This window comes from Pseudomonas sp. Eth.TT006 (assembly GCF_054456575.1).
The window spans coordinates 1-25,771 of record NZ_JBTJEN010000020.1; the positions used below are offsets into that span (position 1 = coordinate 1).

Below are 25,771 nucleotides of genomic sequence, written 5' to 3' on the forward strand. Positions count from 1 at the left end.
TACCGGTTACTTGGGATAACCGGCGCGCTTCATCTCGCGTTCGGTGGTCTGCTGCGCGGCAGCCAGCGCCTGATCCACCGTGGTCTGGCCGATCAGCGCCGCCGAGAACAGCTTGCCGACCTGGGTGCCCACGCCCTGAAATTCAGGGATGGTCACCAATTGAATGCCGATGTACGGCACCGGTTTCAGCGTCGGTTTGCTCGGGTCAGCGGCCTTGAGCGATTCCAGCGTGACTTTGGCGAACGGCGCGGCGCTCATGTAGGCGTCGCTGTAGGTCGAGGCGCGGGTGCCGGGCGGCACGTTGGCGATGCCGTCGGTCTTGGCCACCAGTTCCCCGTATTCCTTGGAGGTGGCCCAGGCGCTGAAGGTTTTCGCCGCGTCCTTGGCCTTGGAACTGGTCGGAATCGCCAGTGCCCACGAATACAGCCACGCCGAACCCTTGTCGGTGACCTGATGCGGCGCGTAAGTGAAACCGACGTGATCGGCGACCTTGCTCTGAGTCTTGTCGGTGACGAACGAGCCGGCGACGCTGGCGTCGACCCAGATCGCGCACTTGCCGCTGTTGAACAGCGCGAGGTTTTCGTTGAAACCGTTGCTGGACGCGCCCGGCGGACCGGATTTCTTCATGGTGTCGACGTAGAAATTCAAGGCGTTCTTCCACTCCGGACCATTGAATTCCGGCTGCCATTTCTCATCGAACCAGCGCGCGCCATACGCGTTGGCGACGGTGGTGATCAGTGCCATGTTCTCGCCCCAACCGGCCTTGCCGCGCAGGCAGATGCCGTATTGTTCCTTGTCCTTGTTGGTGAGTTTTTCGGCGAACCCGGCGATCTGCTCCCAGGTCGGGCGCTCGGGCATGCTCAGGCCGGCGTCCTTGAACAGGTCGGTGCGGTAGTAGGTGATCGAGCTTTCGGCGTAGAACGGCAGGGCGTACAGCGACCCCTTGACCGACAGGCCTTCGCGCACCGACGGGAACACATCGTCGAGGGCGTAACTGGCCGGCAGATCCTTCATCGGTTCCAGCCAGCCCTTGGCGCCCCAGAGTGCCGCTTCGTACATGCCGATGGTCAGCACGTCGAACTGCCCGCCCTGAGTGGCGATGTCGGTGGTCAGGCGTTGGCGCAGGACGTTTTCTTCCAGTACCACCCAATTGAGCTTGATCTCCGGATGCTCGCTCTCGAAAGTTTTCGAGAGTTTTTGCATGCGGATCATGTCGCTGTTGTTGACGGTGGCGATGGTCAGGGTCTGGGCGCCAAGGCTGACGCTGCTGAGGGTCATGCAGGTGAGGGCCAGCAGAGCTTTTGCAGTGGGTTGCATCGTGCACTCCTTTTCTGCGCCCGGCGGGCGGCAGAAGGACAGTTATTGTTTTTGTGTCTTCCTGTGCAGGAAGAATGTGCGCTGATTACAGCCCTCAATCGACGGGCTGACAAATCATCCGTCGCACTTGAACCGATACTTTTTTGCACTGGCTTGAAAATCAAAAGATCGCAGCCTGCGGCAGCTCCTACACCGATCCTTGTAGGAGCTGCCGCAGGCTGCGATCTTTTCAGGCGTTATTCTGCTCAGTCAGACGCTGCACCGCGAGGCGCCGATAGTGCGACGGCGTCATGCCTTTGAGCTGCTGAAAGCGCCGATTGAAATTGGAAATGTTGTTGAACCCCGACTCGAAGCAGACCTCGGTCACCGGTTTGTCGCCATCGGCCAGCAGTTCACAGGATTTGCTGATGCGCAGGCGATTGACGAACTCGATGAAGTTGCGCCCGGTGGCCTGTTTGAACACGCGGCTGAAGTAGGTCGGCTTCATTCCAAGATGCTCGGCGACTTCTTCCAGGGTCAGCTCGCGGGCGTAATGGTCGAAGATGAAGTCGACGGCGCGGTTGGTGCGGTCGATGTTGTGCTCGTCAGCCAGTTGCGTGTTGGTGGCGCCGGACAGCAATTGATAGTCATCCGTCGCCGCCAGCAATTCCATCAAAATGAAGAAGTGCCCGAGCCGGGTAACGCCGCGGGTATCGGCGATGCGCTGCATCAGCGTCATGGCCTGACGGATCGTGTCCTTGTCGCGAAACTCGATGCCGTATTGCGCACGCTCCAGCAGCGGCGCCAGGGTCTTGAGTTCAGCGAACACCTGATGCCCGCTGTCGAACAACTCGTCGGTGAAGTTCACCAGCATGTCGCGCTTTTCCACCACCTCATCCTCGGCCACCTGGCTGATCCAGTTGTGCGGCAGATTGGGGCCGGTGAGGAACAGGGTTTGCGGGTAAAAGTTGCCGATGTAATCGCCAATGAACACTTTGCCCGAGCTGGCCACAATCAGGTGCAGCTCGTATTCCTTATGAAAATGCCAACGCACCAGCGGGCAGGGAAAACCGTGCTGGCGGTAGATGATGGACAACCCGTCGTGGTCATCCATCAACTCGTAAGAGGGGTCGGTCACGCGTGCGGTTCGGGTCATGGCTGGACGCTTTTGTTGTTATCGCCCGCCGATCATGCCTCCTCAGGCGCGGTTTGCGCCAGCGCGCTCGCGGTGCCTGGCCTTTTCCACGTTCATGGTGCGGCAGTATTCGACAATACGGGTTTCTTCAATGAAATCGACGTTAATGATATTGCACAGTGAACAGGCCGTAGTTGATACCCTGTCTCCAGGGGGCAGCAGCAACTACGCGTTGCCTGGTGCTGATCTGTTTCAGTTCTCTCAATGACAGTCGGGCATTTCGTGTCGGAATAAGACGATGTCCCAAACGCTCGGTCGATACTTTGTTGAAGGCCGCATAGTTGAAGTCGCCCAAGTTGTTGTGGTTTGCCTGGATTGTTATCTGATCTTGTTCTTTTCTTCGATCCATTGCGCCATGTATTGGGTGCTTTTTAATGTGTGATGACGCAACATGCTGCCGGTAAAGTTGTTTCGTCTCAGTTCGGCAAGGTTGTTTCGGCAGTTATCAATTCGCTCAATGAGCGCGGCGGCGTGTGTAGTGCGTTGGTAACGTTCGGTCAACAAGCTGATGCCTTGCGCCTGCGCATGCTGCCAGCATGTCTTGTCTCGATACAGTCGCACGGCCTGAATGGCGAGCTCTTCTGCGGTACGTCCAATGGCACCCGGCCAGAGGTGCTCGCCGTGCATCGCTTCGGCCCCCATCGGAGTCGTCACGCTCGGCGTGCCGCACAGCATGGCGTCCACCAGTTTGCCCTTGATGCCTGCGCCGAAGCGCAGCGGCGCCAGGCAAATGCGCGCGTCAGCCATGACTTGCAGGGCGTCCTGCGCCCAGTTCATGACATGAAAGCCTTGGGCGGCGTTGTGCAAAGCGGTCGCTTTGGGAGGGGTGTAAGCGCCATAGATGTGCAGTTGTGCAGTCGGTAACTGCGCCCGGATCAAAGGCCATACGGTGTTTTTCATCCAGAGCACGGCATCCCAGTTCGGCGCATGGCGAAAGTTGCCGATGCTCAGGAAGTGCGCTCGCTCTTCATAGGTTTTCAACGTTGCAAACGGCACGTCGACCATCAACGGGCACCAGTGCAACAAGTCGGGTGGCAACTTGAATTGTTCCACCAGCAATTGGATTTCGACTTCGGAAATCATCAGGTTCAGATCGCAGCGATACAGGGCGGCTATTTCACGCCGGGCCAGATCGGTGTCGGCCATCAGTTCGAATTCTTCGCGCAGGGCAGGGGCGAACAAGCGGGTGAAGTCGTTGCCGTCGTCATCGGCTTTCAGGCGATCTTTCAAGCGCTGATGACGCGCATGCCGCAGACTTTGCAGATCGGAAGTCTCCAGCACACGCAAGGCCTTGGGACAGTGCTTCTCGACACGCCAGCCGAACTGCTCTTCCATCATGAACTGGTCGAACAGCACGATATCCGGGGCCAGTTCGCTGATGAACGCGTCAAAGCTGCTGTTGTTAAGCTCGATCGGTACTTCGCGGATACCCAGCCCGGTCAGGTCGGCCTTGTGTTCCCCGGGGCCGGCGGGGCTGCTGAACGTGATGTCCCAGCCTTCGGCCAGAAAGGCTTGCAGGATCTGCATCACGTGCCCGCTGGCCGCGGATGACTGTGGCTCCGGCCATACATAACCGATGACCAGCACTTTGGTAGGGGAGGACAAACTCACGCTGCATTCCTTGTGCCGAAGGGGCGTCAAAAAATGCGCAATTAAACCATAGCTGGCACCTCGATCACGCGCTCTGCCGCAGATTTGCCCGCGGCAGCGCGCGTTGGTCAAACCGGATTCAACTTGACCAGTACCTCCCATCCAATATATCCGTTGCCGCTGCGTTCAAGCGCTTTCGCCATGACCGCCATGTTTTCCCGATACAAGGCTGGATCCTTGGAGAGCTGACTGAGTAACGAGGTGGTCAAGGTGAAAGAGTCCGCGTTATTGAATGCCTGGGTCTTTTTCACCAACATCAGCGTGTCTTTGTTGCGATAGTTTCCAGATGTCGGGTGTGACTTTTGCCGCATCGACCATGACCTCTTCGATTCGGGTTAACAGCTCTTGTCTGGCAGCCGGCGAGTTATCGCCCATGAGCATTTTTACGACCAGGCCTGAATCCGCGGCCTTGCCCGGATTCTTTAATACGGTGGCTGCGTGGTGAAGTTTGCCAAACGAAACCGGGAGAGCATCCTTGACTATTCGCCGGGTGTAGCTGGTGGGCAGCAATTTATCCAGCTTGAACACCAACGCTAGCCGACAGCATTCCCGGTAACTGCCACTGGCGGGACTGGCAGGGTGTACCAATTGCAAGAAGCCAAGAAGCGTATTGGCTTGCTCGCCAGTCTGCGGAATCGTGTAACGATGGAACTTCAGCCATTGCAGGAGTTCGATCTGATCGTTCGTCGTGACCAAACCTCTCGTCAATTTGGCAATGTCGACAATAACTTCAACGTCCTCTTCAAGTTCGGGATTGCGCAGGGCCGCGCTATTCGGCCAAATCGCCTGAGTGGCTTTTATCTTCAATCAATCCCCGGATAACCGGGCGAAAGAACAAATTTTCAGGGTTGTTGCGGATGTTCGCATCACTCATGCAAATCCATTTGTTGTCGGCTGGAAGTGAGGCGAGCTTATGGGCGGTGAAGCAGAGCAACAACTTCTAGAGTGTGAGGTGTTGTTGCTCTTTAAGTTGAATTGTTTCGGCGGTGAATTGATTAAAAGTCTGATGTTAATAGCGGGGTTTGTTATGAGCCAAGAATGCTTTTTACTTTGTCGCGTAGTTGATCGATCGAGAACGGCTTGCCAATTACATGCATGTCAGCTGGCACATCGATGGTTTCTGCGTAACCGCTGGCAAACAGAATCGGCAGGGCCGGGCGAAGTTTGCGGGCTTCGGTGGCCAGTTCACGGCCATCCATGCCCGGCAGGCCGACGTCGGTCATCATCAGATCGATAAGTCGGTCGGCGTCATTAAGATGTTCCAGCGCTTCTTCGCTTCCATCAGCCTCCAAAACCTTGAACTCCAGCTCCTCCAGCACATCGACGATCAGCATGCGCACAATGTCATCGTCTTCTACGACAAGGATGGTGGACTGGGGTGTGGACATGGTGGCAACTCTCGGTAAAGGAAAACAGTGGGGGCTCCGGTTCAGCGAATCAACCGGTCTCTTGCATGAGTAAGTGGCGCATAGCCACAAGTTCCCCGGCCGGCACAAAAAAGTCTCGGCCCTTGTCGGGTTGGTCAGGATAACCGTTGTCGCAAGCTCCGATGCAGGCATTTTGATTTGATTGCTGGCGACACGACGAGAAAAATGGATCCATGCCGCCGATTTGGGGCAAACTCTCTGGTTTTCAACAGTTCGACAAGGCTGCCCCATGTCCTCTCCGTCTTCGGTTGATGAGCAACGGTTTCGCAAACTTCTGACTCGCAACATCACGCTGCCTCTGGGCGTTGGCGTGCTCAGCGCGGTATTTTTCGTCTCGCTGATCACCTATCTGTTGTCGGTGATTCAATGGGTCGAGCACACCGACCGGGTGATCAATAACGCCAACGAGGCGGTGAAGCTTACGGTCGATCTGGAAACCGGCATGCGCGGTTACCTGCTCAGTGGCGATGAGCACTTTCTCGATCCGTACGAGACGGCCAAGCCACGTATCGCCGTCGCGTTGAATACGCTGATCGAGCTGACCGCTGACAACCCGGTGCAGACCGACCGCTTGCGACGCCTGCAGGCGTTGCAGGTGGAGTGGGCGACCTATGCGCAGTCGATGATTGATTTGCAACGTGCCAGCGGTGATTACAAGGCCGCGGTCAAGGCCGGGCGGGGCAAGCGCCTCACCGATGAGATCCGCAAGCAGTTCGAAGACGTGATCGACGCCGAACAGACCTTGCGCACCTCGCGCAACGAAGACGTTCGCCGCACCACCATCCTCAGCATCACCCTTTATATTCTGTTCATCGCCGGTATCAGTGGTTTGCTCGCGTACATCGGACGCCGCGACCTGCTCAATCTGTCGCAGAGCTACGGCGCGACGCTGGCGGCACAGGAAGCCAGCGCCCATCGCCTGGAGCAGCAGGCGTGGCTGCGCAACGGTCAGACCCAACTGGCCGAGCAGGTGCTGGGCCAACTGACGCTGAATCTGTTGGGGCGCAATATTCTGCAGTTCTGTGCGCAGTATCTGGGCACCGCAGTGGGCGCACTGTATGTCCGCGAAGAACATGGCAGCCTGAAGCGCGTGGCCACCTATGGTTTCTCCCGCGAGCAGGAGTCTCTCGAACAGACGATCTACAGCGATGAAGGCATCGTCGGTCAGGTGGCCCAACAGGCGCGATTGATCCGCCTCGACTCGGTGCCGTCCGATTATTTCAAGGTCAGCTCCGGCCTCGGCGCAGGCCTGCCGCACAGCGTGCTGGTGGTACCGACCAGTGATGACGAGCGGGTCAACGGCGTGATCGAGCTGGGCTTTCTGCGCCCGTTGACCGATCGCGACGTCGAACTGCTGGAACTGATCGCTGCCAATATCGGCACCTCGATCGAGGCCGCGCGCTATCGCCAGCGTCTGCAGGAAGTGTTGGCGGAAACCCAGCAGCTCAACGAGGAGCTGCAAGTGCAGCAGGAAGAGCTGAAAACCGCCAACGAAGAGCTGGAAGAGCAATCGCGAATTCTCAAGGAGTCTCAGGCGCATCTGGAAACCCAGCAGGTCGAACTGGAACAGACCAACGAGCAGCTTGCCGAGCAGGCGCAGATCCTGGCGGAACAACGCGATGCCATGGATCTGAAAAACACCGAGCTCAATCAGGCTCAGGTGCAGCTGGAGGAGCGCGCGGAAGAGTTGCAGCGTTCGAGCAAGTACAAGTCCGAATTCCTCGCCAATATGTCCCACGAACTGCGCACGCCGCTGAACAGTTCGCTGATCCTGGCCAAGTTGCTGGCCGAGAACCCGCAGGACAACCTCAGCGCCGAGCAGGTGAAGTTCGCCGAGTCGATCTATTCCGCCGGCAACGACCTGCTGAACCTGATCAATGACATTCTCGACATCTCCAAGGTCGAGGCCGGCAAACTGGAAGTGCTGCCGGAGACCACCAGCGTCGAGCGTCTGGCCGAAAGCCTGCGCATGACCTTCGAACCGCTGGCGGCGGACAAGCGACTGGCGTTCAGCGTCGAATTGCAGCCAGACACCCCGCGCACCCTGTTCACCGACCGCCAGCGCCTCGAGCAGGTCATCAAGAACCTGCTGTCGAACGCGGTCAAGTTCACCGAGCAAGGCGCGGTCAGCCTGACGATTGCCGGGCAGCCACAGGAGCGCATCGCATTCATCGTGCGCGACACCGGGATCGGCATCGCCGCGGATCAACAACAGAGTATTTTCGAGGCGTTCCATCAGGCTGATGGCACCACCAACCGCAAATACGGTGGTACCGGGCTGGGCTTGTCGATCTCCAGGGATCTGGCGGCGCTGTTGGGCGGATCGATCAGTGTCAGCAGTGCACCGGGGCAGGGCAGCGTGTTCACGCTGGTGTTGCCACAGCACTACAGCGAGCCGGGCGACGCGCCGGTCGCACCACTGACGTTCAGCCCACCCGTGGTGAAGCCGTTGATTGCCCCGGCCGTGACGGCGCCGCCTCAGGCGCCGGTCAACATTCCGCGTTTCAATGATGATCGCAACAAAGCGCCGTTCGACACGCGTTGCATTCTGGTCGTTGAAGACGAGCCGAACTTCGCCCACATCCTTTACGACCTCGCGCATGAGCTGGGCTATCAGTGCCTGGTGGCCCACGGTGCCGATGAAGGCTACGACCTGGCCAGACAGTTCGTGCCGGACGCAATCCTGCTCGACATGCGCCTGCCGGATCACTCCGGTCTGACTGTACTGCAGCGCCTGAAGGAGCATGCTGAAACCCGGCATATTCCGGTGCATGTGATTTCCGTGGAAGACCGCGTCGAAGCCGCCATGCACATGGGCGCCATCGGTTATGCGGTCAAACCGACCACCCGCGAAGAGCTCAAGGACGTCTTTGCCCGGCTTGAGGCCAAGCTGACGCAAAAGGTCAAACGTGTGCTGCTGGTGGAGGATGACGATCTGCAGCGTGAAAGCATCGCGCGGCTGATCGGCGACGAAGACATCGAAATCACCGCCGTAGGCCTGGCGCAGGAAGCGCTGGAGCTGTTGCGCACGACGATATTCGATTGCATGGTCATTGACCTGAAACTGCCGGACATGCTCGGCAACGAGTTGCTCAAGCGCATGTCCACCGAAGATATCTGTTCTTTCCCGCCGGTGATTGTCTACACCGGGCGCAACCTGACCCGTGATGAAGAATCCGATCTGCGCAAGTATTCGCGCTCGATCATCATCAAGGGCGCGCGCTCGCCAGAGCGGTTGCTCGATGAGGTGACACTCTTTCTGCACAAAGTCGAATCGCAGCTGTCCCATGAACGCCAGAAGATGCTCAAGACCGCGCGCAGCCGCGACAAGGTCTTTGAAGGCCGCAAGGTGCTGCTGGTGGATGACGATGTGCGTAACATCTTCGCCCTGACCAGTGCACTGGAGCACAAGGGCGCGGTGGTGGTGATCGGCCGTAACGGGCGCGAAGCGATTGAAAAACTGAATGAAGTCGAGGACATCGATCTGGTGCTGATGGACGTGATGATGCCGGAAATGGATGGTTTTGAAGCCACCATGGAAATCCGCAAGGATCCGCGCTGGCGCAAACTGCCGATCATTGCGGTGACGGCCAAGGCCATGAAGGACGATCAGGAGCGCTGCCTGCAGGCCGGCGCCAATGATTATCTGGCCAAGCCGATCGACCTGGATCGTCTGTTCTCGCTGATTCGTGTCTGGCTACCGAAAATGGAACGGATTTAGTGGAAACTAATACCGACATCGAATTGCGTTTGCTGATCGAGGCGATTTACCTCAAGTACAGCTACGATTTTCGCGATTATTCCGGCGCCTCGATCAAGCGCCGGGTGCAGCACGCGTTGGGCCAGTTCGAGTGCGCGACCATCTCGGCCTTGCAGGAGAAAGTCCTGCACGATCCTACGGCGTTCATGCAATTGCTGCAGCTGCTGACGATTCCGGTCAGCGAAATGTTTCGCGATCCCTCGCACTTCCTCGCAATTCGCCGGGAAGTGGTGCCGCTGCTGCGCACCTACCCGTCGATCAAGATCTGGATTGCCGGCTGCAGCACGGGCGAAGAGGTCTACTCGATGGCGATTCTGCTGCGCGAGGAAGGCTTGCTCGATCGCACGATCATCTACGCTACCGACATCAACCCACGCTCGCTGGACAAGGCCAAGCAGGGGATCTTTTCGATGGAAAACGTGCGTGCCTACACCGCCAATTACCAACAGGCCGGCGGCCAGCGTTCGTTTGCCGATTACTACACGGCCGCTTATGGCTATGCGATTTTCGACAAGAGTCTGTGCGAGAACGTGACCTTTGCCGATCACAGCCTGGCAACCGACAGTGTGTTCTCCGAAACGCAGTTGATTTCCTGCCGCAACGTATTGATTTACTTCAACAAGAAACTTCAGGACCGTGCCTTCGGTCTGTTCCATGAATCGCTATGCCACCGCGGCTTCCTGGTGCTGGGCAGTAAGGAAACGCTGGATTTTTCCGCCTACGCCAACCAGTTCGAACCGCTGGTCAAACAAGAACGGATCTACCGCAAACTATGAACGATGCCGTGGATTTGCCTCGGGTCGAGGCCATCGTGGTCGGCGCTTCGGCCGGTGGCGTCGAGGCCTTGCTGACTTTGCTGGCACCGTTGCGTCAGGGCTACGTGCTGCCGATCATTGTCGTGCTGCACCTGCCGGAGGAGCGACGCAGTCAGTTGGCTGAAGTTTTCGCCCGGCGCCTGATGCTGCCGGTGGAGGAGGCGATGGACAAACAGGACATCGTCCCCGGAACGGTTTATTTCGCAACACCCGGTTACCACCTGTCGGTGGAGCAGGATCGCAGTCTGTCGTTGAGTCTTGAAGACCGCGTGCACCATTCGCGGCCGGCCATTGACTACCTGTTCGAATCGGCTGCCGATGTGTACGGCGAGTTGCTCGCTGCGGTGTTGTTGACCGGGGCCAATCACGATGGCGCTCGCGGTCTGGCGCAGGTCAAACAGCGCGGCGGGCTGACCATCGTGCAGGATCCACAAGATGCACAAGTTGCCACCATGCCTCTGGCTGCGTTGAAGCTGCAGCAGCCGGATCATGTCCTTCCCATTCACGGCATCGGCCGTTTGCTTGTCGAGCTGGAACGAATCGCATGTTGAGTAATATCCAGGCCAAATTGTTGATCGTCGACGATCTGCCGGAAAACCTGCTGGCCCTCGAAGCGCTGATCAAGCGCGAGGACCGCACGGTCTATAAGGCACTGTCGGCGGACGAAGCACTTTCGCTGCTGCTGCAACACGAGTTCGCCATGGCCATCCTCGACGTGCAGATGCCAGGGATGAACGGTTTCGAACTCGCCGAGTTGATGCGTGGCACCGAGAAAACCAAGAATATTCCGATCATCTTCGTCAGCGCCGCCGGCCGAGAACTGAACTACGCGTTCAAGGGCTACGAGAGCGGGGCGGTGGACTTCCTGCACAAGCCGCTGGATATCCACGCGGTGAAGAGCAAGGTCAACGTGTTCGTCGACCTGTACCGCCATAGCGTGGCCATGAAGCAGCAGGTCGAGGCGCTGGAACAGGCGCGCCGCGAACAGGAGGCGCTGCTGCAGCAACTGCAGAGCACTCAGTCGGAGCTGGAACAGGCGGTGCGCATGCGCGATGACTTCATGTCGATCGTCGCCCACGAAGTGCGCACGCCGCTCAACGGTCTGATACTGGAAACCCAGTTGCGCAAGATGCACCTGGCGCGAGACAACGCGGCGGCGTTCACCCTCGACAAGATGCACGCCATGGTCGACCGCGACGAGCGGCAGATCAAAAGCCTGATCCGGCTGATCGAAGACATGCTCGATGTCTCGCGGATTCGCACCGGCAAGCTGTCGATCCGGCCGAATCGCTTCGATCTCACGCAACTGGTGAGCAACCTGCTGCAGAATTTCGCTCCGCAATTCGAGGCTGCCGAAACCGCGCTGTCCTTCACCGCGCCGGAACCGGTGGAGGGTTGCTGGGACGAATTCCGCATCGAGCAGGTGGTGTCGAACCTGCTGACCAACGCGTTGCGCTATGGCGGTCGCAGCCCGATTCAGGTGCGGGTGTACCGGGACGGCGACGAGGCGCGCGTTGAAGTGCAGGACCATGGCATCGGCATCAGTGAAGAGAACCAGAAACGCATTTTCCAGCAGTTCGAACGGGTTTCCGCCAAGACGGTAGTGGCCGGTCTCGGGCTGGGTCTGTTCATTTCCGAGCAGATCGTCGCCGCCCATGGCGGCTCCATCGCCGTCGAAAGTCAAATCAACGAGGGCGCCCTGTTTCGCGTTTGTCTGCCGATCGAGGAAAACGGCACATCCGACGCAACCTCTGAGTGACCACACGGTCGTATCAGCAGCTATTGACCGAACAAAGGCTTCCCATGAGCGTAGATGCACAAGATGTAGTACTCGTCGTCGAGGACGAACCGGTTATCTTGATGGTGCTGACAGATTATCTGTCGGGGCAGGGATACCGCGTGTTGCAGGCCGAAAACGGTGAGCAGGCGTTCGAGATTCTGGCGAGCAAGCCGCATCTGGACATGTTGATCACCGATTACCGCCTGCCGGGCGGCATCTCCGGGGTGCAGATCGCTGAACCAGCGGTCAAGCTGCGCCCGGACCTCAAGGTGATTTTCATCAGTGGCTATCCGCAGGAAATCCGCGAGACCGGCAGCCCGATCACCAACAAGGCGCCGATCCTGGAAAAACCGTTCGATCTGGACGTGCTGCAGGAAAAAATCCAGGAATTGCTGGCCTGATCCGCAACCGCTGATGCTCCCCTGTAGGAGCTGCCGCAGGCTGCGATCTTTTGACTTTCAAGAGCGAAAGATCGCAGCCTGCGGCAGCTCCTACAGTCGTATTCGGTGTCAGTGATTGATCATCTCGCGAACTTTCGATGTCAGCAGATCAAAGGTGAAGGGCTTGGTGATCATCTGCATTCCCGAATCGAGGAACCCGCTGCGCACCGCCGCGTGCTCGGCATAACCGGTAATGAACAGCACTTTCAGCTCCGGTCGATGCTGACGACCGATTTCCGCCAGCTGCCGGCCGTTCATGCCCGGCAAACCGACGTCGCTGATCAACAGATCGATACGTTGCTGCGATTTGAGGATCGGCACCGCCTCGTCGGCATCGCCGGCTTCGACGAAGGCATAACCCAATTCGCTCAGCACCGCACTGACCAGCGCACGCACAGCAGCATCGTCCTCGACAATCAGCACGGTTTCGCCTTCCAGCGCATCGTGGCTTTGCTGGGCGCTGTGTGTGGTTTCTGGCTGCGACTCACCGCGAAAACGCGGTAGATAGAGCTTCACCGTCGTGCCTTGGTCGATTTCGCTGTCGATCGACACATGCCCGCCGGATTGCTTGCTGAAACCGTAAATCATCGACAAACCCAGCCCGGTTCCCTGGCCGATCGGTTTGGTGGTGAAAAACGGATCGAAGGCCCGATTGATCACGCTCTGTGGCATGCCACAGCCATTGTCGGTCACGCTGAGCATCACGTACTCGCCGGGCTGCAGATTGTCGTAGGCCTCGGTGAACGCCTCGTCCAGCACCTGATTGCTGGTCGCGACCTGCAGCTTGCCGCCTTCGGGCATGGCATCACGCGCGTTGATGACCAGGTTGAGCAGGGCGCTTTCCAGTTGATTGGGATCGGCTTCGGCCACCCACAGATCATCGTGCAGTTGCATGTCCAGTTGAATGCTTTCGTTGAGACTGCGTTGCAGCAGTTCGCCCATCGACAGCACCAGCGTGTTCATCTGTACCGCTTTGGAGTCCAGCGACTGGCGGCGGGAAAATGCCAGCAGGCGGTGGGTCAGGCCGGCGGCGCGGTTGGCCGAGGTCACGCCGAGGTCGATCAGGCTGTCGAGGTCGTCAAGACGCCCCCGGGCAAGGCGCCGGCGCAGCAGTTCAAGGCTGCCAATGATCCCGGTAAGCATGTTGTTGAAGTCGTGGGCGATGCCGCCGGTGAGCTGGCCGACCGCTTCCATTTTCTGCGACTGACGCAGCGCTTCCTCATTGTGCCGCAGCTGCGCAGTGCGCTCCTCGACTTGCTGCTCGAGGGTTTCCATGGTCGCTTGCAGGCGCCGTTCGCTGTCGCTCAGGTCGATCAGGCGATCCCGCGCCTCATACTGGCGCTTGCGCCCGCGCAGCGCGGTGGAGACCAGACTGACCAGGGTCGCCGGGTGAAACGGGCGCTCAAGGAACGTCACGTTGCCCAGTGATCTGCTCAGCTGCGACGAAGGTCCCTGCTGGTTGCCGCCATGGTGGGTCATCAAGATGATCGGCAGATCCGACCACGCCGGTTGCTGCTCCAGATACGCCAGCAGCGCATCGATCCCTGGCCCTTTTACCGCCTCAATCGAAACCAGCAACAACCCGGCCCCGTGCGCAAGCTCATCGCACAGGCTTTCCAGGTCGCGGGTAATCACCGCGCCGAAGCCCGCTTCATTAAGGATCATCTGCGCAATCTGGCTGTCGCGACCTAGCGGTGCGAGGATCAATGCGCGCTCCGACAGGGGCACCGCGATTGTCACAAGTCTTCGTCCTTGAGCAGGGGGTTGCTCGCGCCGTGGTAGTTCGGAACACCGCTCAGCACGCCCTGGAAGTCTTCCAGCGGTTCGCCGATGGTCATGCCATTGGGCGAAATCCGGTATTCGCGAATGGTCGATTCGTGGCTGCCGGTACGTTTCTTGATGATTGAGATCGCCCGGCGCACCTTGCCGAGGGCTTCGAAGTAGCGCAGCAGAATCACCGTATCGGCCAGATAGGTAATGTCGACCGGCGACTTCATGTCGCCGACCAGGCCGTGTTGGGCAACGGTCATGAACGTCGCGACGCCTTTGCGGTTCAGGTACAGCAGCAGTTCATGCATGTGCAGGACGAGGGCGCTCTCTTCGGGCATTGCCGCTTGATAACCGTTGAGGCTGTCGATGATCACCGTGGAAATCCCGCCTTCATCAACGGCCCGGCGCACCCGGTGCGAGAATTCGCCGGGAGTGAGTTCAGCGGCGTCCACCTGTTCGATCAGCAGATTGCCGGTGTCGCTGAGGGCCTTGAGGTCGATGCCGATGTTTTTCATCCGCTCGAACAGCAGACCCAGCTCTTCGTCGAAGATAAACAGCGCAGCTTTTTCGCCACGTGCCACGGCGGCGGTGGCAAAAATCATCGAGATCAGCGATTTGCCGGTACCTGCCGGGCCGAGAATCAATGTACTGGAAGCGGTTTCGATACCGCCGCCGAGCAGGGCGTCGAGTTCGGCGATGTCGCTGGTCATCTGCAAGCGGGCATAGTCGCCACGATGCTCGGCAGCGACCAAGCGCGGAAACACCTGGATGCCGCCGGTGGTGATGGTAAAATCGTGGAAGCCACCGCGATACTTCTGGCCACGGTACTTGATCACCCGGATTCGGCGGCGTTCGGCGCCGTAGGAGGGCGTTACCACCTCAAGGCGAATCACCCCGTGGGCGACGCTGTGCACGGTCTTGTCCAGCGCTTCGGTGGTCAGATCGTCAAGCAGCAATACGGTCGCATCGTAGCGGGCGAAGTAATGCTTGATCGCGAGGATCTGCCGCCGGTAGCGCAGCGAACTCTGCGCGAGCAAGCGGATTTCGGACAGGCTGTCGAGGATGACGCGGGTGGGTTTGTAGCGCTCGACGACTTCAAAGATCTGCCGGGTCGCTTCACCCAGTTCCAGGTCCGAGGAATACAGCAGGCTTTGCTGATGCTCGGCATCGAGAAGGCTTTCCGGCGGGGTCAGTTCGAAAATATGGATGTTCTCGTCCAGGTCCCAACCGTGCGACGCGGCGCCCTGGCGCAGTTCAAGCTCGGTTTCCGACAGGGTGATGTACAACGAGCGCTCGCCGGCGCGGGCACCGTTCGACAGAAACTCCAGGGCGATCGTGGTTTTACCGGTACCAGGCTCACCCTCAAGCAAAAACACGTGTCCACGCGACAGGCCACCGGCGAGGATGTCGTCCAGACCCTCGATGCCGGTGGCGGCTTTTGCACTGTCCAACTCGCTGAATCTCATCAAAAAACGGTCCTCGTATGACCGGGGGGATCAAGGCTGCAGAATGCGTACCCGATGAAGGGCTGCCTGATTACTTGACCTTTGGCGGTGGTGACGGTTCCGCGGTTTTGCTGCGCGATGTGGCAAAAAGATTCTACGAACGTGATCAAAGTCCCTGTTGCAGTGCCGGATCGTCCGGATTCATCTGTTCCAGTTGTGCCAGCAGGATCTGCACGTTCTGCAACTGGCCGCTTTCCTTCCAGTAATTGATCAGCAGCACCCGCGCCTTGCGGTCGGCAGGGTGACGCTGCACGACTTCCTGCAACTGTTTTTGCGCCGCTTCCAGTTCTTCGGCGGCGTGCAGGGTGGTCGCGAGGTCGTAGCGGTAATCCTTGTTGTCCGGCTCCAGCTCGACGGCTTTGGACAAGCCGAGCAGGGCGAACTCGCGCTGGTCGTGGTGCAACAGCCACAGACCCAGCGCGTGTTGCAGATAGGCGGAATTCGGCTGGTTCTGCAGCTGTTTGGCAAGCAACTGGCGAGCGGCATCGCTCTGGCCCTGGCGGTCGAGGACGTCGATTTGCATCACCAGCGCCTGCAGGTTGCCCGGCTCCAGACGCAGTGTGTTATCGAGCGCTTGCTGAGCCTGTTTCAATTCAGCGTTGTGCAGGTACAGGCGCGCCAGTTGCGCATAGGTGGCGGCGCTTTCCGGTTGGCCCTTGAGCACTTGTTCCCAGCCATCGATCGCCTGTTGCAGCGGAGCGAAGTACAGGCCCAGTTCATCCGGGGTCAGGCCGAGCAGGGCGTTGATCGCGGCGAAGCGCACGCTTGGCTCTTCATCGTCGAGCATCGGCCCGAGCAACAGGCTGCGCTGGCCACCGGGCACCAATCCGACCACGCTTTGAATCGCGGCAAGACGCACTTCGGGTGCTGCGTTCTGCAGGTGCGCATCGGCCAGTTTCAACGCCTGCGGGCTGGGGTAGTTGGGCAGTTCGGCCAGCAACCAGACGATGCGCTTGACCGACAGGTCCGGGCGTCCCAGCTGTTGATACAACTGCCGCGCCGCTCCCGGTTGGCCGGAACGGGCTGCGGTCAGTGCTTCGCTGTAACCGCGCTTGATCGCCTCGGGTACGACAGGGGCGGTGGAGCGCAAGGATAACCAGGCAACCACGATGAGCAACACGAGGCCAAGGCTGATGAGCAGATAGCGGCGGGATTGAGGCATGCGATTTCCGTGAACGGGTGTTCTTTAGCAGAGGGGCAAGCTTCGGTCAGACACGTCAATCAGTCAAACCCAAGCTTGCGAATGCCCCCTGTAGGAGCTGCGGAACGCTGCGATCTTTTGACTTTGATTTTAAAAACAAGATCAAAAGATCGCAGCGTTCCGCAGCTCCTACAGGTACAAAAAAGCCCCGCGACCGAATGATACGCGGGGCAAAAAATTTGGTTGGTTGCGGCCAACCAAAGGAGCTCTGTGTAGACGCTTACTTGCTGGCGACCGTCTCCGGCTGCCAGCCACCACCGAGGGCCTTGTAGATCGCAACGATGCCGCGATACAGGTCGACTTCGGCCTGGGCCTGACTGTCTTCGGCGTTCAGGCGTTCGCGCTGGGCGTCGAGCAGCACCAGAAAATCGGTGGTGCCTTCGCGGTAACGAATCTCGGCGAGATCGGCAGCCTTGCGGCTCGACTCACTCTGGCGGATCAGCGAGATCAGGCGTTGCTGACGCTTGCCGTAATCGCTGAAGGCGTTTTCCGATTCTTCCAGCGCCAGCAGCACTTGTTGCTCGTAAGTCGCCAGGGCGCCTTCGGCATCGGCATCGGCGCCGCGCAGACGTGCACGCACACTGCCCAGATCGAATGCCGCCCAAGTAATGCTCGGGCCGAGTGCCCAGGCATTGGCCGCCGAGGAACCGATCTGCGAGCCACGCCCGGCGGTCCAGCCGAGGAAGCCGCTGAGGCTGACTCGTGGGAACAGGTCGGCCTTGGCCACACCGATCCGCGCCGTGGCCGACGCCAGTTTGCGTTCGGCGCTGAGGATGTCCGGACGCCGTTGCAGCAGCTCGCCTGGATCACCGATCGGCAAGGCCTTGGCAATCGCCGGCAGGTCTTTCGGGCTCAGGTCGACGGTCAGTTTGTCCGGACGCTCACCGAGCAGGGTGGCGATGCGGTTCTTCTGCCGAACCTGTTCCGCCTGCAGTTGCGGCACGCTGGCTTCGACCGAGGCCAGACGCGCATCGGCACGTTCGACATCGAGCTGATCACCGACACCGGCGTCACGCAGGCTGATGGTGATCTTGCGTGACTCCTGCTGGTTTTCCAGGTTGGCCACCGCGATCTTCTCGCGCAGTTGCGCACCGCGCAGTTGCCCGTAAGCGTCGACCAGCTCGGCAATCATGGTGACTTGCAGCTGGTACAGATCGGCCTCGGCCGCCTGCTGGTCGGCGTCGCTGGCTTCCAGATTGCGCTGGATGCGCCCGAACAGGTCGAGTTCCCAAGCCATGTCCAGACCGAGGTCGTAGCGTTCGCTATTGACGCGTTTGGTGGTCTGGCCGGGGATTTGTCCCTTGCCCAGATCACTGCTGGCGCGGCTGGTGATGGTCGGCATCGCATCGTTGCTGACGTCGTCGCGGATCGCCCGGGCGGCTTTCCAGCGGGCGAACGCCACGCGCAGTTGACGGTTGCCTTGCAGCGATTGCGTGACCAACTGGTTGAGGGTCGGATCATCGAACTGCTGCCACCAGATGCCTTCGAATTTCGACCGGTCGAAGTTCTTTTGCCCGGCGGCGCCATCGGTGGCGGTCGTGATATTGGCCGCCTCCGTGGCTGGGGTCTTGTAGTCGGGGCCGACGGCGCAGGCGCTCAGCGCCAGCACCAGCAGACTCGGCAGGAAGACTTTCAGACTCATGGGTGCGCCTCCAGGTGCGTGTCCAGTTTCGGCGCCTTGGCCGCTTTGCGGGCTTCGCCGCGCTCGACAAAATTACGGATCAACACGTAGAACACTGGCGTCAGCAACAGACCGAAGAAGGTCACCCCGAGCATCCCGGAGAACACCGCCACGCCCATGGCGTGACGCATCTCGGCACCGGCACCGCTGGAGAACACCAGTGGCACCACACCCATGATGAACGCGAAGGAGGTCATCAGGATCGGCCGCAGACGCAAACGGCAGGCTTCCAGTACTGCTGCAAGCGGGTCGAGGCCTTCCAGCTGTTTATCCTTGGCGAACTCGACGATCAGAATCGCGTTCTTGCAGGCCAGTCCCACCAGTACGATGAGGCCGATCTGGGTGAAGATGTTGTTGTCACCGCCGGAGACAATTACCCCGGTGATGGCCGACAGCAGGGTCATCGGTACGATCAGGATCACCGCCAGTGGCAGGCTCCAGCTTTCGTACTGTGCGGCGAGCACCAGGAACGCCAGCAAGACGCAGAGCGGGAACACGAACAGCGCGGTGTTGCCGGACAGAATCTGCTGGTAGGTCAGGTCGGTCCACTCGTAGGTCATGCCGTTCGGAAGTTCATCCTTGAGCAGTTTCTCGATGGCTTTTTCGGCCTGGCCAGAGCTGTAGCCGGGGGCTGCCGCACCGTTGATTTCCGCGGTGATGAAGCCGTTGTAGTGCATCACGCGATCCGGCCCCGAGGTGTCGCTGACCTTGATGAAGGTCGCCAGCGGGATCATCTCGCCCTTGTTGTTGCGCACTTTCAGCTGGCCGATCTGGTCGGACTCCAGGCGGAACTGCTGTTCAGCCTGCACGTTGACCTGATAGGTGCGTCCGAAGCGGTTGAAGTCGTTGGCATACAGCGAACCCAGGTAGATCTGCAGGGTGTCGAAGATGTCGCTGACGGCCACGCCGTGGGTCTTGGCTTTTTCGCGGTCGATGGCGGCATCGACCTGCGGCACGTTCACCGTGTAGCTGGTGAACAGCCCGGCCAGTTCCGGCACGTTGTGGCTCTTGGCAATGATGTTCATGGTTTCCTTGTACAGCTCGTCGTAGCCCAGGTTGCCCCGGTCTTCGATCTGCAGGCGGAAGCCACCAATGGTGCCCAGGCCTTGTACCGGCGGTGGCGGGAAGATCGCCATGTACGCTTCCTGAATGTTCGCGTACTGACCGTTCAAGGCCCCGGCAATGGCACCGGCGGACATGCTCGGGTCTTTACGCTCGTCGAACGGTTTCAGGGTCACGAACACGATGCCGGCGTTCGGGCTGTTGGTGAAACCGTTGATTGACAGACCGGGGAACGCTACGGCGCTTTCCACGCCTGGCTGTTTCAGGGCCAGGTCGGACATGCGCTTGATCACGTCTTCGGTGCGATCCAGGCTGGCTGCGTCCGGCAATTGCGCGAAGGCCACCAGGTATTGCTTGTCCTGGCCGGGTACGAAACCGGTCGGGGTGCTGGAGAAACCGAAGAACGTCAGCACCATCAGGCCTGCGTAAAGAAGCAGGGCGATGCCGCTGCTGCGGATCACACGGCGCACGGTGCCGACGTAGCCATGGCTGGCGCGGTCGAAGAAGCGGTTGAACGGACGGAACAACCAGCCCCCGAAGATCCGGTCCAGGACCCGCGAAAAGCGGTCTTTCGGCGCGTCGTGGCCCTTGAGCAACACGGCGGCCAGCGCCGGCGACAGGGTCAGCGAGTTGAATGCCGAGATCACGGTCGAGATCGCAATGGTCAGGGCGAACTGCTTGTAGAACTGCCCGGTAAGACCGGAGATGAACGCGGCTGGCACAAACACCGCACACAGCACCAGCGCCGTGGCAATGATCGGGCCGGTCACTTCACCCATGGCTTTCTTGGTCGCTTCGAACGGTTCAAGCCCCAGTTCGATGTTCCGTTCAACGTTCTCCACCACCACGATGGCGTCGTCCACCACGATACCGATCGCCAGTACCAGGCCGAACAGCGACAGCGCGTTGAGCGAGAAGCCGAACAGGTGCATCACCGCAAACGTACCGATCAACGATACCGGCACCGCCACCAACGGAATGATCGAGGCGCGCCAGGTCTGCAGGAACAGGATCACCACCAGCACTACGAGGATCAGCGCTTCGAACAGGGTGTGCACCACCGCTTCGATCGAGCCGCGCACGAAGATCGTCGGGTCATAAACGATGCTGTAGTCCATGCCTTGCGGGAAGCTTTTCTTCAGCTCTTCCATCTTGCCTCGAACTTCGTTCGAGATCTCGATGGCGTTGGAGCCCGGGCGCTGGAAGATCGGAATCGCTACCGCCGGCTGGTTGTTCAGCAACGAGCGCAGGGCGTACTGGCTGGAACCCAGCTCGACGCGGGCGATGTCCTTCAGGCGAGTGATTTCACCGTTGTCGCCTGCGCGAATGATGATGTTTTCGAACTCTTCTTCAGAGACCAGACGCCCCTGAGTGTTGACCGACAGCTGGAAGCTCTGGGCATTCGGGGCAGGGGGCGCACCGAGCTGACCGGCAGCGACCTGACGGTTCTGCTCACGAATCGCAGTGACCACATCGGTAGCGGTCAGGTTACGCGACGCGGTCTTGTTCGGATCGAGCCAGACCCGCAGCGAGTAGTCGCCCATACCGAACAGTTGCACGTCACCCACACCGCCCAGCCGCGCCAGCTCATCCTTGATGTTGAGGATCGCGTAGTTGGACAGGTAGAGCATGTCGTAGCGTTTGTCCGGCGAGGTCAAGTGCACAACCATGGTCAGGTCGGGCGAAGCCTTGTCGACGGTGATACCGATGCGCGTCACTTCTTCTGGAAGCTTCGGCTCGGTACGGGTCACCCGGTTCTGCACCTGCACCTGCGCGTTATCCAGGTCAGTACCCAGGGCGAAGGTGATGGTCAGGGTGATCTTGCCGTCAGCGGTGGACTGCGAGGACATGTACAGCATGTTCTCGACGCCGGTGATGGCCTGCTCCAGCGGAGCGGCCACGGTTTCGCCGATGACTTTGGGGTTGGCACCCGGGAAGTTGGCGCGTACCACCACGGTCGGTGGCACCACTTCCGGGTATTCGCTGATCGGCAGCTGGAACAGCGAGATCGCACCGGCGATCAGGATCAACAGCGAAAGTACCGCTGCGAAGATCGGCCGGGAAATGAAGAATTGGGAAAAATTCATCGGAGTTGTCGTCCCTTAACCGCGTGGGGTCGTAGCAGCCAGCTTCACAGCCGAACCCTGGGCACCTTTGGCGGGTGCGACTTTGGGCAGGTTGCTGGCTTCCAGCGCTTGACGTTGTTGAGCCAGCGCGGCAAGGGTCTGCTCGCTGGCCATAGGGATCACTTCAGGGGTTACCGGCGAACCGGGACGTACGCGCTGCAGGCCCTTGACGATGATCGTGTCGTCCTTGTTCAGACCACTGCGCACGATGCGCAGGCCTTCGATCTTCGGCCCCAGTTCAACGGCGCGGTAAGCGGTCTTGTTGTCCGCATCCATCACCAGCACGAACTTCTTGCCGAGGTCGGTACCGACCGCTTCGTCATTGATCAGCATGGCGTTGTAGGTGCCGCTGCCGACCAGTTTCAAACGTGCATACAGGCCCGGGGTGTAGCTGCCGTCGCTGTTGTCGAACACCGCGCGACCACGGATGGTGCCGGTTTTCGGGTTGACCTGGTTGTCGATGAAATTCATCTGACCCTGGTGCGGGTTGCCGTCTTCGTTGGACAGGCCCATGTACACCGGAGTGGTGGAGCCGCGCTGGCCGTTACGGGCGAGCTGGGTGTACTTGAGGAAGACCCGCTCGTCGGCGTCGAAGTAGGCGTAGACCTTGTCGGTGGAGACCACGCTGGTCAGCGGCGTGGTGTCGGCGGTCACCAGGTTGCCGGCGGTGATCTCGGCACGACTGACGCGGCCACTGATCGGTGCGGTGACGCGGGTGAAGCTCAGGTTCAGTTTGGCCAGATCCAGTTGCGCTTGCAGGGCACCCACGGCGGCGCGGGCTTCCTGGGCAGCGCTGGTGCGCGAGTCGGCGAGTTCGGCAGAGATCGCATTGCTGGCACGCAGACGTTCACCGCGACCGGCTTCGTTTTCACTGCGCGTGGCGTTGGCACGGGCTTGGGCGACCAAGGCTTCGAGGCGGCGCACCTCCGCCTGGAACGGGCGTGGATCGATCTGGAACAGCAGGTCGCCTTTCTTCACCAGCGCGCCTTCGGTGAAGGCGACGTCGTCGATCTGGCCGGAAACCCGAGGACGGATTTCAACGGTTTCCGGCGCTTCGAGGCGCCCGGTGAATTCGTCCCACTCGTTGACCGGTTGTTCCAGCACCTTGGCCACGCTGACTTTGGCAGCGGGCATGGTGGCGGCAGTCTCCGGAGTCTTGCCGCAGGCGCTCATCACCAGTACGGCCAGCATGGCCAACGGGAAGCGCAAATGTTTGAGTGACTGTTCCATGGAATCATCCGCCAATGTATTGAAGATGGGCGGATGATGCTCGGCGCGGGGGTGATGGCACGAATCGAATGAAGCAAAGGTAACTATCATTCGGAATGATATAAGAGCGATTCGAGCCCTCTAGCATGCACCTTTCGTTAGGCTGCTATCAATTACCTTGATGGAAAATCTTTGTTGCGGCTGGAGCAACAGTGCAAAGGCGGGTTGCTCAAACAAAGAGACGGCCATGCAGGCCGTCTCGATCAGCCTTGCAGCTGACTCAGTTGATGCCTTTGCGGTTCGGGCCGAAACGGTTATGGCCTGGCTGGCTGTCCAGCACCAGGAACACCAGGTTGACGATCGGCAGCAACAACCACCAGCCGCTGTGGTCGGTGTCGTGCATGCGGCGTGCGCCGACGGCAAGACTCGGCACCAGCATGGCCAGGGTGTAGAGGCTGTAAAGAACGCCCTTGGTACCTAGCATGGAGTCAAGAAGCGTCATGCCAATGCCGATCACCGTGTTGATCAGCACGAACATCCAGTATTCGCGGCGAGTTGCGCGACCTTTGAATACGGCGTAATTCTTCAACGCCTCCACGTAAGGGTTGCCCGTGGTAATGGCGGGGCCGCTGGCGTAGGACTGTTGCGTGAACTGTTGCGTGGCCTGAGGCGCGCCGCACTGTGGGCATGCCACGGCCAGACTACTAATTTCCTTGGCGCAACCGCGGCAGAAAACCATGCTCATATTTTTTCCCTAAAATTATTCAATCGTTAAACAGGACAAAACGAACGCGGCAAGGCCTGACAAAACAATGCCGGCAATCGCGAGGTTTCTTCCTGGGTGTTTTTGGTTGATACAGACGACGCCGCAAGCGAGGCCCGCAAGGCTGAGGATGCCTATCCCGACAATCGCATCCCGGTCCCATTCGGAGTCATCAAACAGGGTGAGTGCGCTGATGATCCCGAGGATCAATGAAACGATGGCCAGCCAGGGCATTGCGGCTTGCGTTTGTGGCACGAAGGCCGGTTGGGCAGCCCCGCATTGGGGGCAGGTGAGCGCCGTCTCGTGTAGCTCCTTGGCGCAAGCACGACAATAGACCATTGCCATCGTTTTCCTTAACTGAGTGCGAATGCCCGACCCTCCATCGGTCGAGGCGGCGGTAAATTAAACTTTATTACCGGATTTGTCATTACCACTTTGCCATCATCGGTCCTGGATTCGCTTTCTAAGGCGGCCCTGCGACGGCTCGACGCGCTCCTCCGAGTTGTTAACCACCCCCACAAGCGCTTACCGTGAGGCCAGCGCAGAGCGTGACAGCAAGCCCACAGATGAAATGGATCGCGCGCGCGCGATCAATTGAAGAGTAAAACGACGTTCAAATGACTGATTCTACGAATACTGCCAACGGCAACTGGTACGCGGTGATTGCTTTGGCACTGGCTGCATTTGTGTTTAATACCACCGAATTTGTACCGGTCGGCCTGTTGAGTTCGATCGGCAGCAGCTTCGACATGTCGACGGCGCAGGTTGGCTTGATGCTGACCATTTATGCCTGGGTGGTGTCCCTGACATCACTGCCGATCATGCTGCTGACGCGTAACGTCGAGCGGCGCAAACTGTTGATCGTGCTGTTCGGCATGTTTATCGCCAGTCACATCCTGTCGAGTCTGGCGAACAGTTTCGGCATCCTGCTGCTGAGCCGGATCGGGGTGGCGCTGGCGCATGCGCTGTTCTGGTCAATCACTGCATCATTGGCGGTGCGTCTGGCGCCGGCGGGCAAGCAGGTTCAGGCCCTCGGTTTGCTGGCGACCGGTACTTCGCTGGCGATGGTGTTGGGGATTCCCCTCGGCCGCTTGCTGGGCGAGGCCATGGGCTGGCGCACCACGTTCTTCGTGATCGCACTGTTCGCCGGGATGCTGGTGCTGTGTCTGGCGCGGGTCTTGCCGTTGCTGCCGAGCCAGAACTCCGGCTCGCTGAAAAGCCTGCCGATCCTGTTGAAGCGGCCTGCGCTGGTGGCGATTTACATCCTGACCGCGCTGGTGGTGACCGCGCAGTTCACCGCCTACAGCTACATCGAACCCTTCGTGCTGACCGTGGCGGGCATGAGCGGCGATGTCGTGACCTTCCTGCTGCTGTTGTTCGGTGGCGCCGGGATTTTTGGCTCGCTGCTGTTCAGTTACCTGCACAGTTACCACCCGCAGCGCTTTCTGATCGTCTGTGTCTCGGTGCTAGCCGTGTGTCTGGCGCTGCTGTTGCCGTTGAGCGGCAAGGTCTCGTATCTCGGCACATTGAGCCTGCTCTGGGGCATGGCGATCATGGGCTTCGGGCTGGCGTTGCAGTCGAAAGTTCTGGTGCTGGCGCCGGACGCTACCGACGTGGCGATGGCGATGTTTTCCGGAATCTACAACATCGGTATCGGCGGCGGGGCGCTGGTGGGCAGCTGGGTCGGCAGTCAGCTCGGCTTCGCCTGGATCGGCGTGGTCGGCGGTACGCTGGCGGCAGCCGCGCTGGGGTTTTACTGCCTGTCGAGTTATCGGCAAGGCCGGCCGGACGTTTGAAGCCCCGGAAGCCTGCAATATCTGCCTCAAGTGCGCGCCCTTGCGGTCGATAATTCAGGGTACGCATGGGCTCTCTCTCCTCATAACAACACATGCGATGTTCAGCGCTAACGTTTCCCCTTGCCAAAACTATAAATACCCGCAGGTGAAGTCATGAATATCAAGCAGAAGCTGACCTGGGCGTTCGCGGCAATCGCGTGCGTTCCGGTCATCCTGGTCGCCGTTTTGGTGGTGCTGAATCTGCGAGAGGGGGCTCAGGCCAATTTTCTCGACAGCAGCGGGCGCGAGATCCGCC

19 protein-coding genes are annotated in these 25,771 nt (G+C 59.6%); 6 read left to right on the forward strand and 13 right to left on the reverse strand.

Features of this window, described 5'->3' with window-relative positions:
• Window positions 1-6 precede the first annotated feature (6 nt).
• The 5 genes from ACXR0M_RS24310 to ACXR0M_RS24330 all read right to left on the reverse strand — a co-directional run bounded on the left by ACXR0M_RS24310 (window position 7) and on the right by ACXR0M_RS24330 (window position 5,529).
• Window positions 7-1,317, reverse strand: a complete 1,311-nt coding sequence (locus ACXR0M_RS24310; protein ID WP_458834193.1) for an ABC transporter substrate-binding protein — start codon at window positions 1,315-1,317, stop codon at window positions 7-9.
• Window positions 1,318-1,546: 229 nt separating this feature from the next.
• A complete protein-coding gene (locus tag ACXR0M_RS24315) occupies window positions 1,547-2,452 on the reverse strand; it encodes an AraC family transcriptional regulator (protein ID WP_458834194.1) in 906 nt (301 codons plus the stop codon).
• Between the two features lie 357 nt (window positions 2,453-2,809).
• On the reverse strand, window positions 2,810-4,096 hold the full coding sequence (locus tag ACXR0M_RS24320) for a glycosyltransferase (protein WP_458834247.1): 1,287 nt from the start codon (window positions 4,094-4,096) through the stop codon (window positions 2,810-2,812).
• A gap of 270 nt (window positions 4,097-4,366) precedes the next feature.
• Entirely contained in the window at window positions 4,367-4,948 is a 582-nt protein-coding gene (locus ACXR0M_RS24325; protein ID WP_458834195.1) for a hypothetical protein, read from the reverse strand.
• A gap of 218 nt (window positions 4,949-5,166) precedes the next feature.
• Entirely contained in the window at window positions 5,167-5,529 is a 363-nt protein-coding gene (locus tag ACXR0M_RS24330; RefSeq protein ID WP_458834196.1) for a response regulator, read from the reverse strand.
• 268 nt (window positions 5,530-5,797) lie between these two features.
• Here ACXR0M_RS24330 and ACXR0M_RS24335 point away from each other — a divergent pair, with 268 nt between their 5' ends.
• From ACXR0M_RS24335 to ACXR0M_RS24355, 5 genes are read left to right on the forward strand one after another with little or no spacing between them, the layout of a single operon-like run.
• Complete coding sequence (locus ACXR0M_RS24335) at window positions 5,798-9,289, forward strand: response regulator (protein WP_458834197.1); 3,492 nt, start codon at window positions 5,798-5,800, stop codon at window positions 9,287-9,289.
• A complete protein-coding gene (locus ACXR0M_RS24340; RefSeq protein WP_458834198.1) occupies window positions 9,289-10,104 on the forward strand; it encodes a CheR family methyltransferase in 816 nt (271 codons plus the stop codon). Before ACXR0M_RS24335 ends, ACXR0M_RS24340 begins: the two co-directional genes overlap by 1 nt.
• Window positions 10,101-10,694, forward strand: a complete 594-nt coding sequence (locus tag ACXR0M_RS24345) for a chemotaxis protein CheB (RefSeq protein ID WP_458834199.1) — start codon at window positions 10,101-10,103, stop codon at window positions 10,692-10,694. Before ACXR0M_RS24340 ends, ACXR0M_RS24345 begins: the two co-directional genes overlap by 4 nt.
• Entirely contained in the window at window positions 10,688-11,902 is a 1,215-nt protein-coding gene (locus ACXR0M_RS24350) for a hybrid sensor histidine kinase/response regulator (protein WP_458834200.1), read from the forward strand. Before ACXR0M_RS24345 ends, ACXR0M_RS24350 begins: the two co-directional genes overlap by 7 nt.
• 44 nt (window positions 11,903-11,946) lie before the next feature.
• A complete protein-coding gene (locus ACXR0M_RS24355) occupies window positions 11,947-12,324 on the forward strand; it encodes a response regulator (RefSeq protein ID WP_458834201.1) in 378 nt (125 codons plus the stop codon).
• A 108-nt stretch (window positions 12,325-12,432) separates the two neighbouring features.
• On the opposite strand, the gene ACXR0M_RS24360 is transcribed toward ACXR0M_RS24355, so the two are convergent.
• The 8 genes from ACXR0M_RS24360 to ACXR0M_RS24395 form a co-directional block, all read right to left on the reverse strand.
• The gene (locus ACXR0M_RS24360; RefSeq protein WP_458834202.1) at window positions 12,433-14,103 is read right to left on the reverse strand and encodes a response regulator; all 1,671 of its coding nucleotides are present in this window, start codon (window positions 14,101-14,103) and stop codon (window positions 12,433-12,435) included.
• A complete protein-coding gene (locus ACXR0M_RS24365; protein ID WP_458834203.1) occupies window positions 14,100-15,599 on the reverse strand; it encodes an ATPase domain-containing protein in 1,500 nt (499 codons plus the stop codon). Before ACXR0M_RS24365 ends, ACXR0M_RS24360 begins: the two co-directional genes overlap by 4 nt.
• Before the next feature lie 145 nt (window positions 15,600-15,744).
• Entirely contained in the window at window positions 15,745-16,800 is a 1,056-nt protein-coding gene (locus ACXR0M_RS24370) for a HEAT repeat domain-containing protein (RefSeq protein ID WP_458834204.1), read from the reverse strand.
• A gap of 259 nt (window positions 16,801-17,059) precedes the next feature.
• Entirely contained in the window at window positions 17,060-18,481 is a 1,422-nt protein-coding gene (locus tag ACXR0M_RS24375; RefSeq protein WP_458834205.1) for an efflux transporter outer membrane subunit, read from the reverse strand.
• The gene (locus ACXR0M_RS24380) at window positions 18,478-21,669 is read right to left on the reverse strand and encodes an efflux RND transporter permease subunit (protein ID WP_458834206.1); all 3,192 of its coding nucleotides are present in this window, start codon (window positions 21,667-21,669) and stop codon (window positions 18,478-18,480) included. The genes ACXR0M_RS24375 and ACXR0M_RS24380 overlap by 4 nt, the downstream gene beginning before the upstream one ends.
• A gap of 15 nt (window positions 21,670-21,684) precedes the next feature.
• Window positions 21,685-22,938 carry a multidrug efflux RND transporter periplasmic adaptor subunit MexE gene (mexE, locus tag ACXR0M_RS24385; protein ID WP_458834207.1) on the reverse strand — a complete coding sequence of 418 codons (1,254 nt, stop codon included), beginning with the start codon at window positions 22,936-22,938 and terminating at the stop codon, window positions 21,685-21,687.
• Window positions 22,939-23,197: 259 nt separating this feature from the next.
• A complete protein-coding gene (locus ACXR0M_RS24390; protein ID WP_458834208.1) occupies window positions 23,198-23,662 on the reverse strand; it encodes a DUF805 domain-containing protein in 465 nt (154 codons plus the stop codon).
• Between the two features lie 15 nt (window positions 23,663-23,677).
• Window positions 23,678-24,025: a DUF4190 domain-containing protein gene (locus ACXR0M_RS24395; RefSeq protein ID WP_458834209.1), complete on the reverse strand. Its 348-nt coding sequence runs from the start codon at window positions 24,023-24,025 to the stop codon at window positions 23,678-23,680.
• A gap of 272 nt (window positions 24,026-24,297) precedes the next feature.
• Between ACXR0M_RS24395 and ACXR0M_RS24400 the strand changes: the two genes are divergently transcribed.
• Window positions 24,298-25,476 (forward strand): sugar transporter, encoded by a 1,179-nt coding sequence (locus ACXR0M_RS24400; protein WP_458834210.1) that lies wholly within the window; start codon window positions 24,298-24,300, stop codon window positions 25,474-25,476.
• Window positions 25,477-25,771: the final 295 nt, after the last annotated feature.

What these genes read in the sequence shown, in the direction of transcription:
- ACXR0M_RS24310 (WP_458834193.1), bottom strand. Translation starts at nt 1,317, where the DNA reads ATGCAACCCACTGCAAAAGCTCTGCTGGCCCTCACCTGCATGACCCTC.
- ACXR0M_RS24400 (WP_458834210.1), top strand. Translation starts at nt 24,298, where the DNA reads ATGACTGATTCTACGAATACTGCCAACGGCAACTGGTACGCGGTGATT.
- ACXR0M_RS24330 (WP_458834196.1), bottom strand. Translation starts at nt 5,529, where the DNA reads ATGTCCACACCCCAGTCCACCATCCTTGTCGTAGAAGACGATGACATT.
- ACXR0M_RS24365 (WP_458834203.1), bottom strand. Translation starts at nt 15,599, where the DNA reads ATGAGATTCAGCGAGTTGGACAGTGCAAAAGCCGCCACCGGCATCGAG.
- ACXR0M_RS24315 (WP_458834194.1), bottom strand. Translation starts at nt 2,452, where the DNA reads ATGACCCGAACCGCACGCGTGACCGACCCCTCTTACGAGTTGATGGAT.
- ACXR0M_RS24345 (WP_458834199.1), top strand. Translation starts at nt 10,101, where the DNA reads ATGAACGATGCCGTGGATTTGCCTCGGGTCGAGGCCATCGTGGTCGGC.
- mexE (WP_458834207.1), bottom strand. Translation starts at nt 22,938, where the DNA reads ATGGAACAGTCACTCAAACATTTGCGCTTCCCGTTGGCCATGCTGGCC.
- ACXR0M_RS24335 (WP_458834197.1), top strand. Translation starts at nt 5,798, where the DNA reads ATGTCCTCTCCGTCTTCGGTTGATGAGCAACGGTTTCGCAAACTTCTG.
- ACXR0M_RS24370 (WP_458834204.1), bottom strand. Translation starts at nt 16,800, where the DNA reads ATGCCTCAATCCCGCCGCTATCTGCTCATCAGCCTTGGCCTCGTGTTG.
- ACXR0M_RS24375 (WP_458834205.1), bottom strand. Translation starts at nt 18,481, where the DNA reads ATGAGTCTGAAAGTCTTCCTGCCGAGTCTGCTGGTGCTGGCGCTGAGC.
- ACXR0M_RS24350 (WP_458834200.1), top strand. Translation starts at nt 10,688, where the DNA reads ATGTTGAGTAATATCCAGGCCAAATTGTTGATCGTCGACGATCTGCCG.
- ACXR0M_RS24390 (WP_458834208.1), bottom strand. Translation starts at nt 23,662, where the DNA reads ATGAGCATGGTTTTCTGCCGCGGTTGCGCCAAGGAAATTAGTAGTCTG.
- ACXR0M_RS24380 (WP_458834206.1), bottom strand. Translation starts at nt 21,669, where the DNA reads ATGAATTTTTCCCAATTCTTCATTTCCCGGCCGATCTTCGCAGCGGTA.
- ACXR0M_RS24355 (WP_458834201.1), top strand. Translation starts at nt 11,947, where the DNA reads ATGAGCGTAGATGCACAAGATGTAGTACTCGTCGTCGAGGACGAACCG.
- ACXR0M_RS24395 (WP_458834209.1), bottom strand. Translation starts at nt 24,025, where the DNA reads ATGGCAATGGTCTATTGTCGTGCTTGCGCCAAGGAGCTACACGAGACG.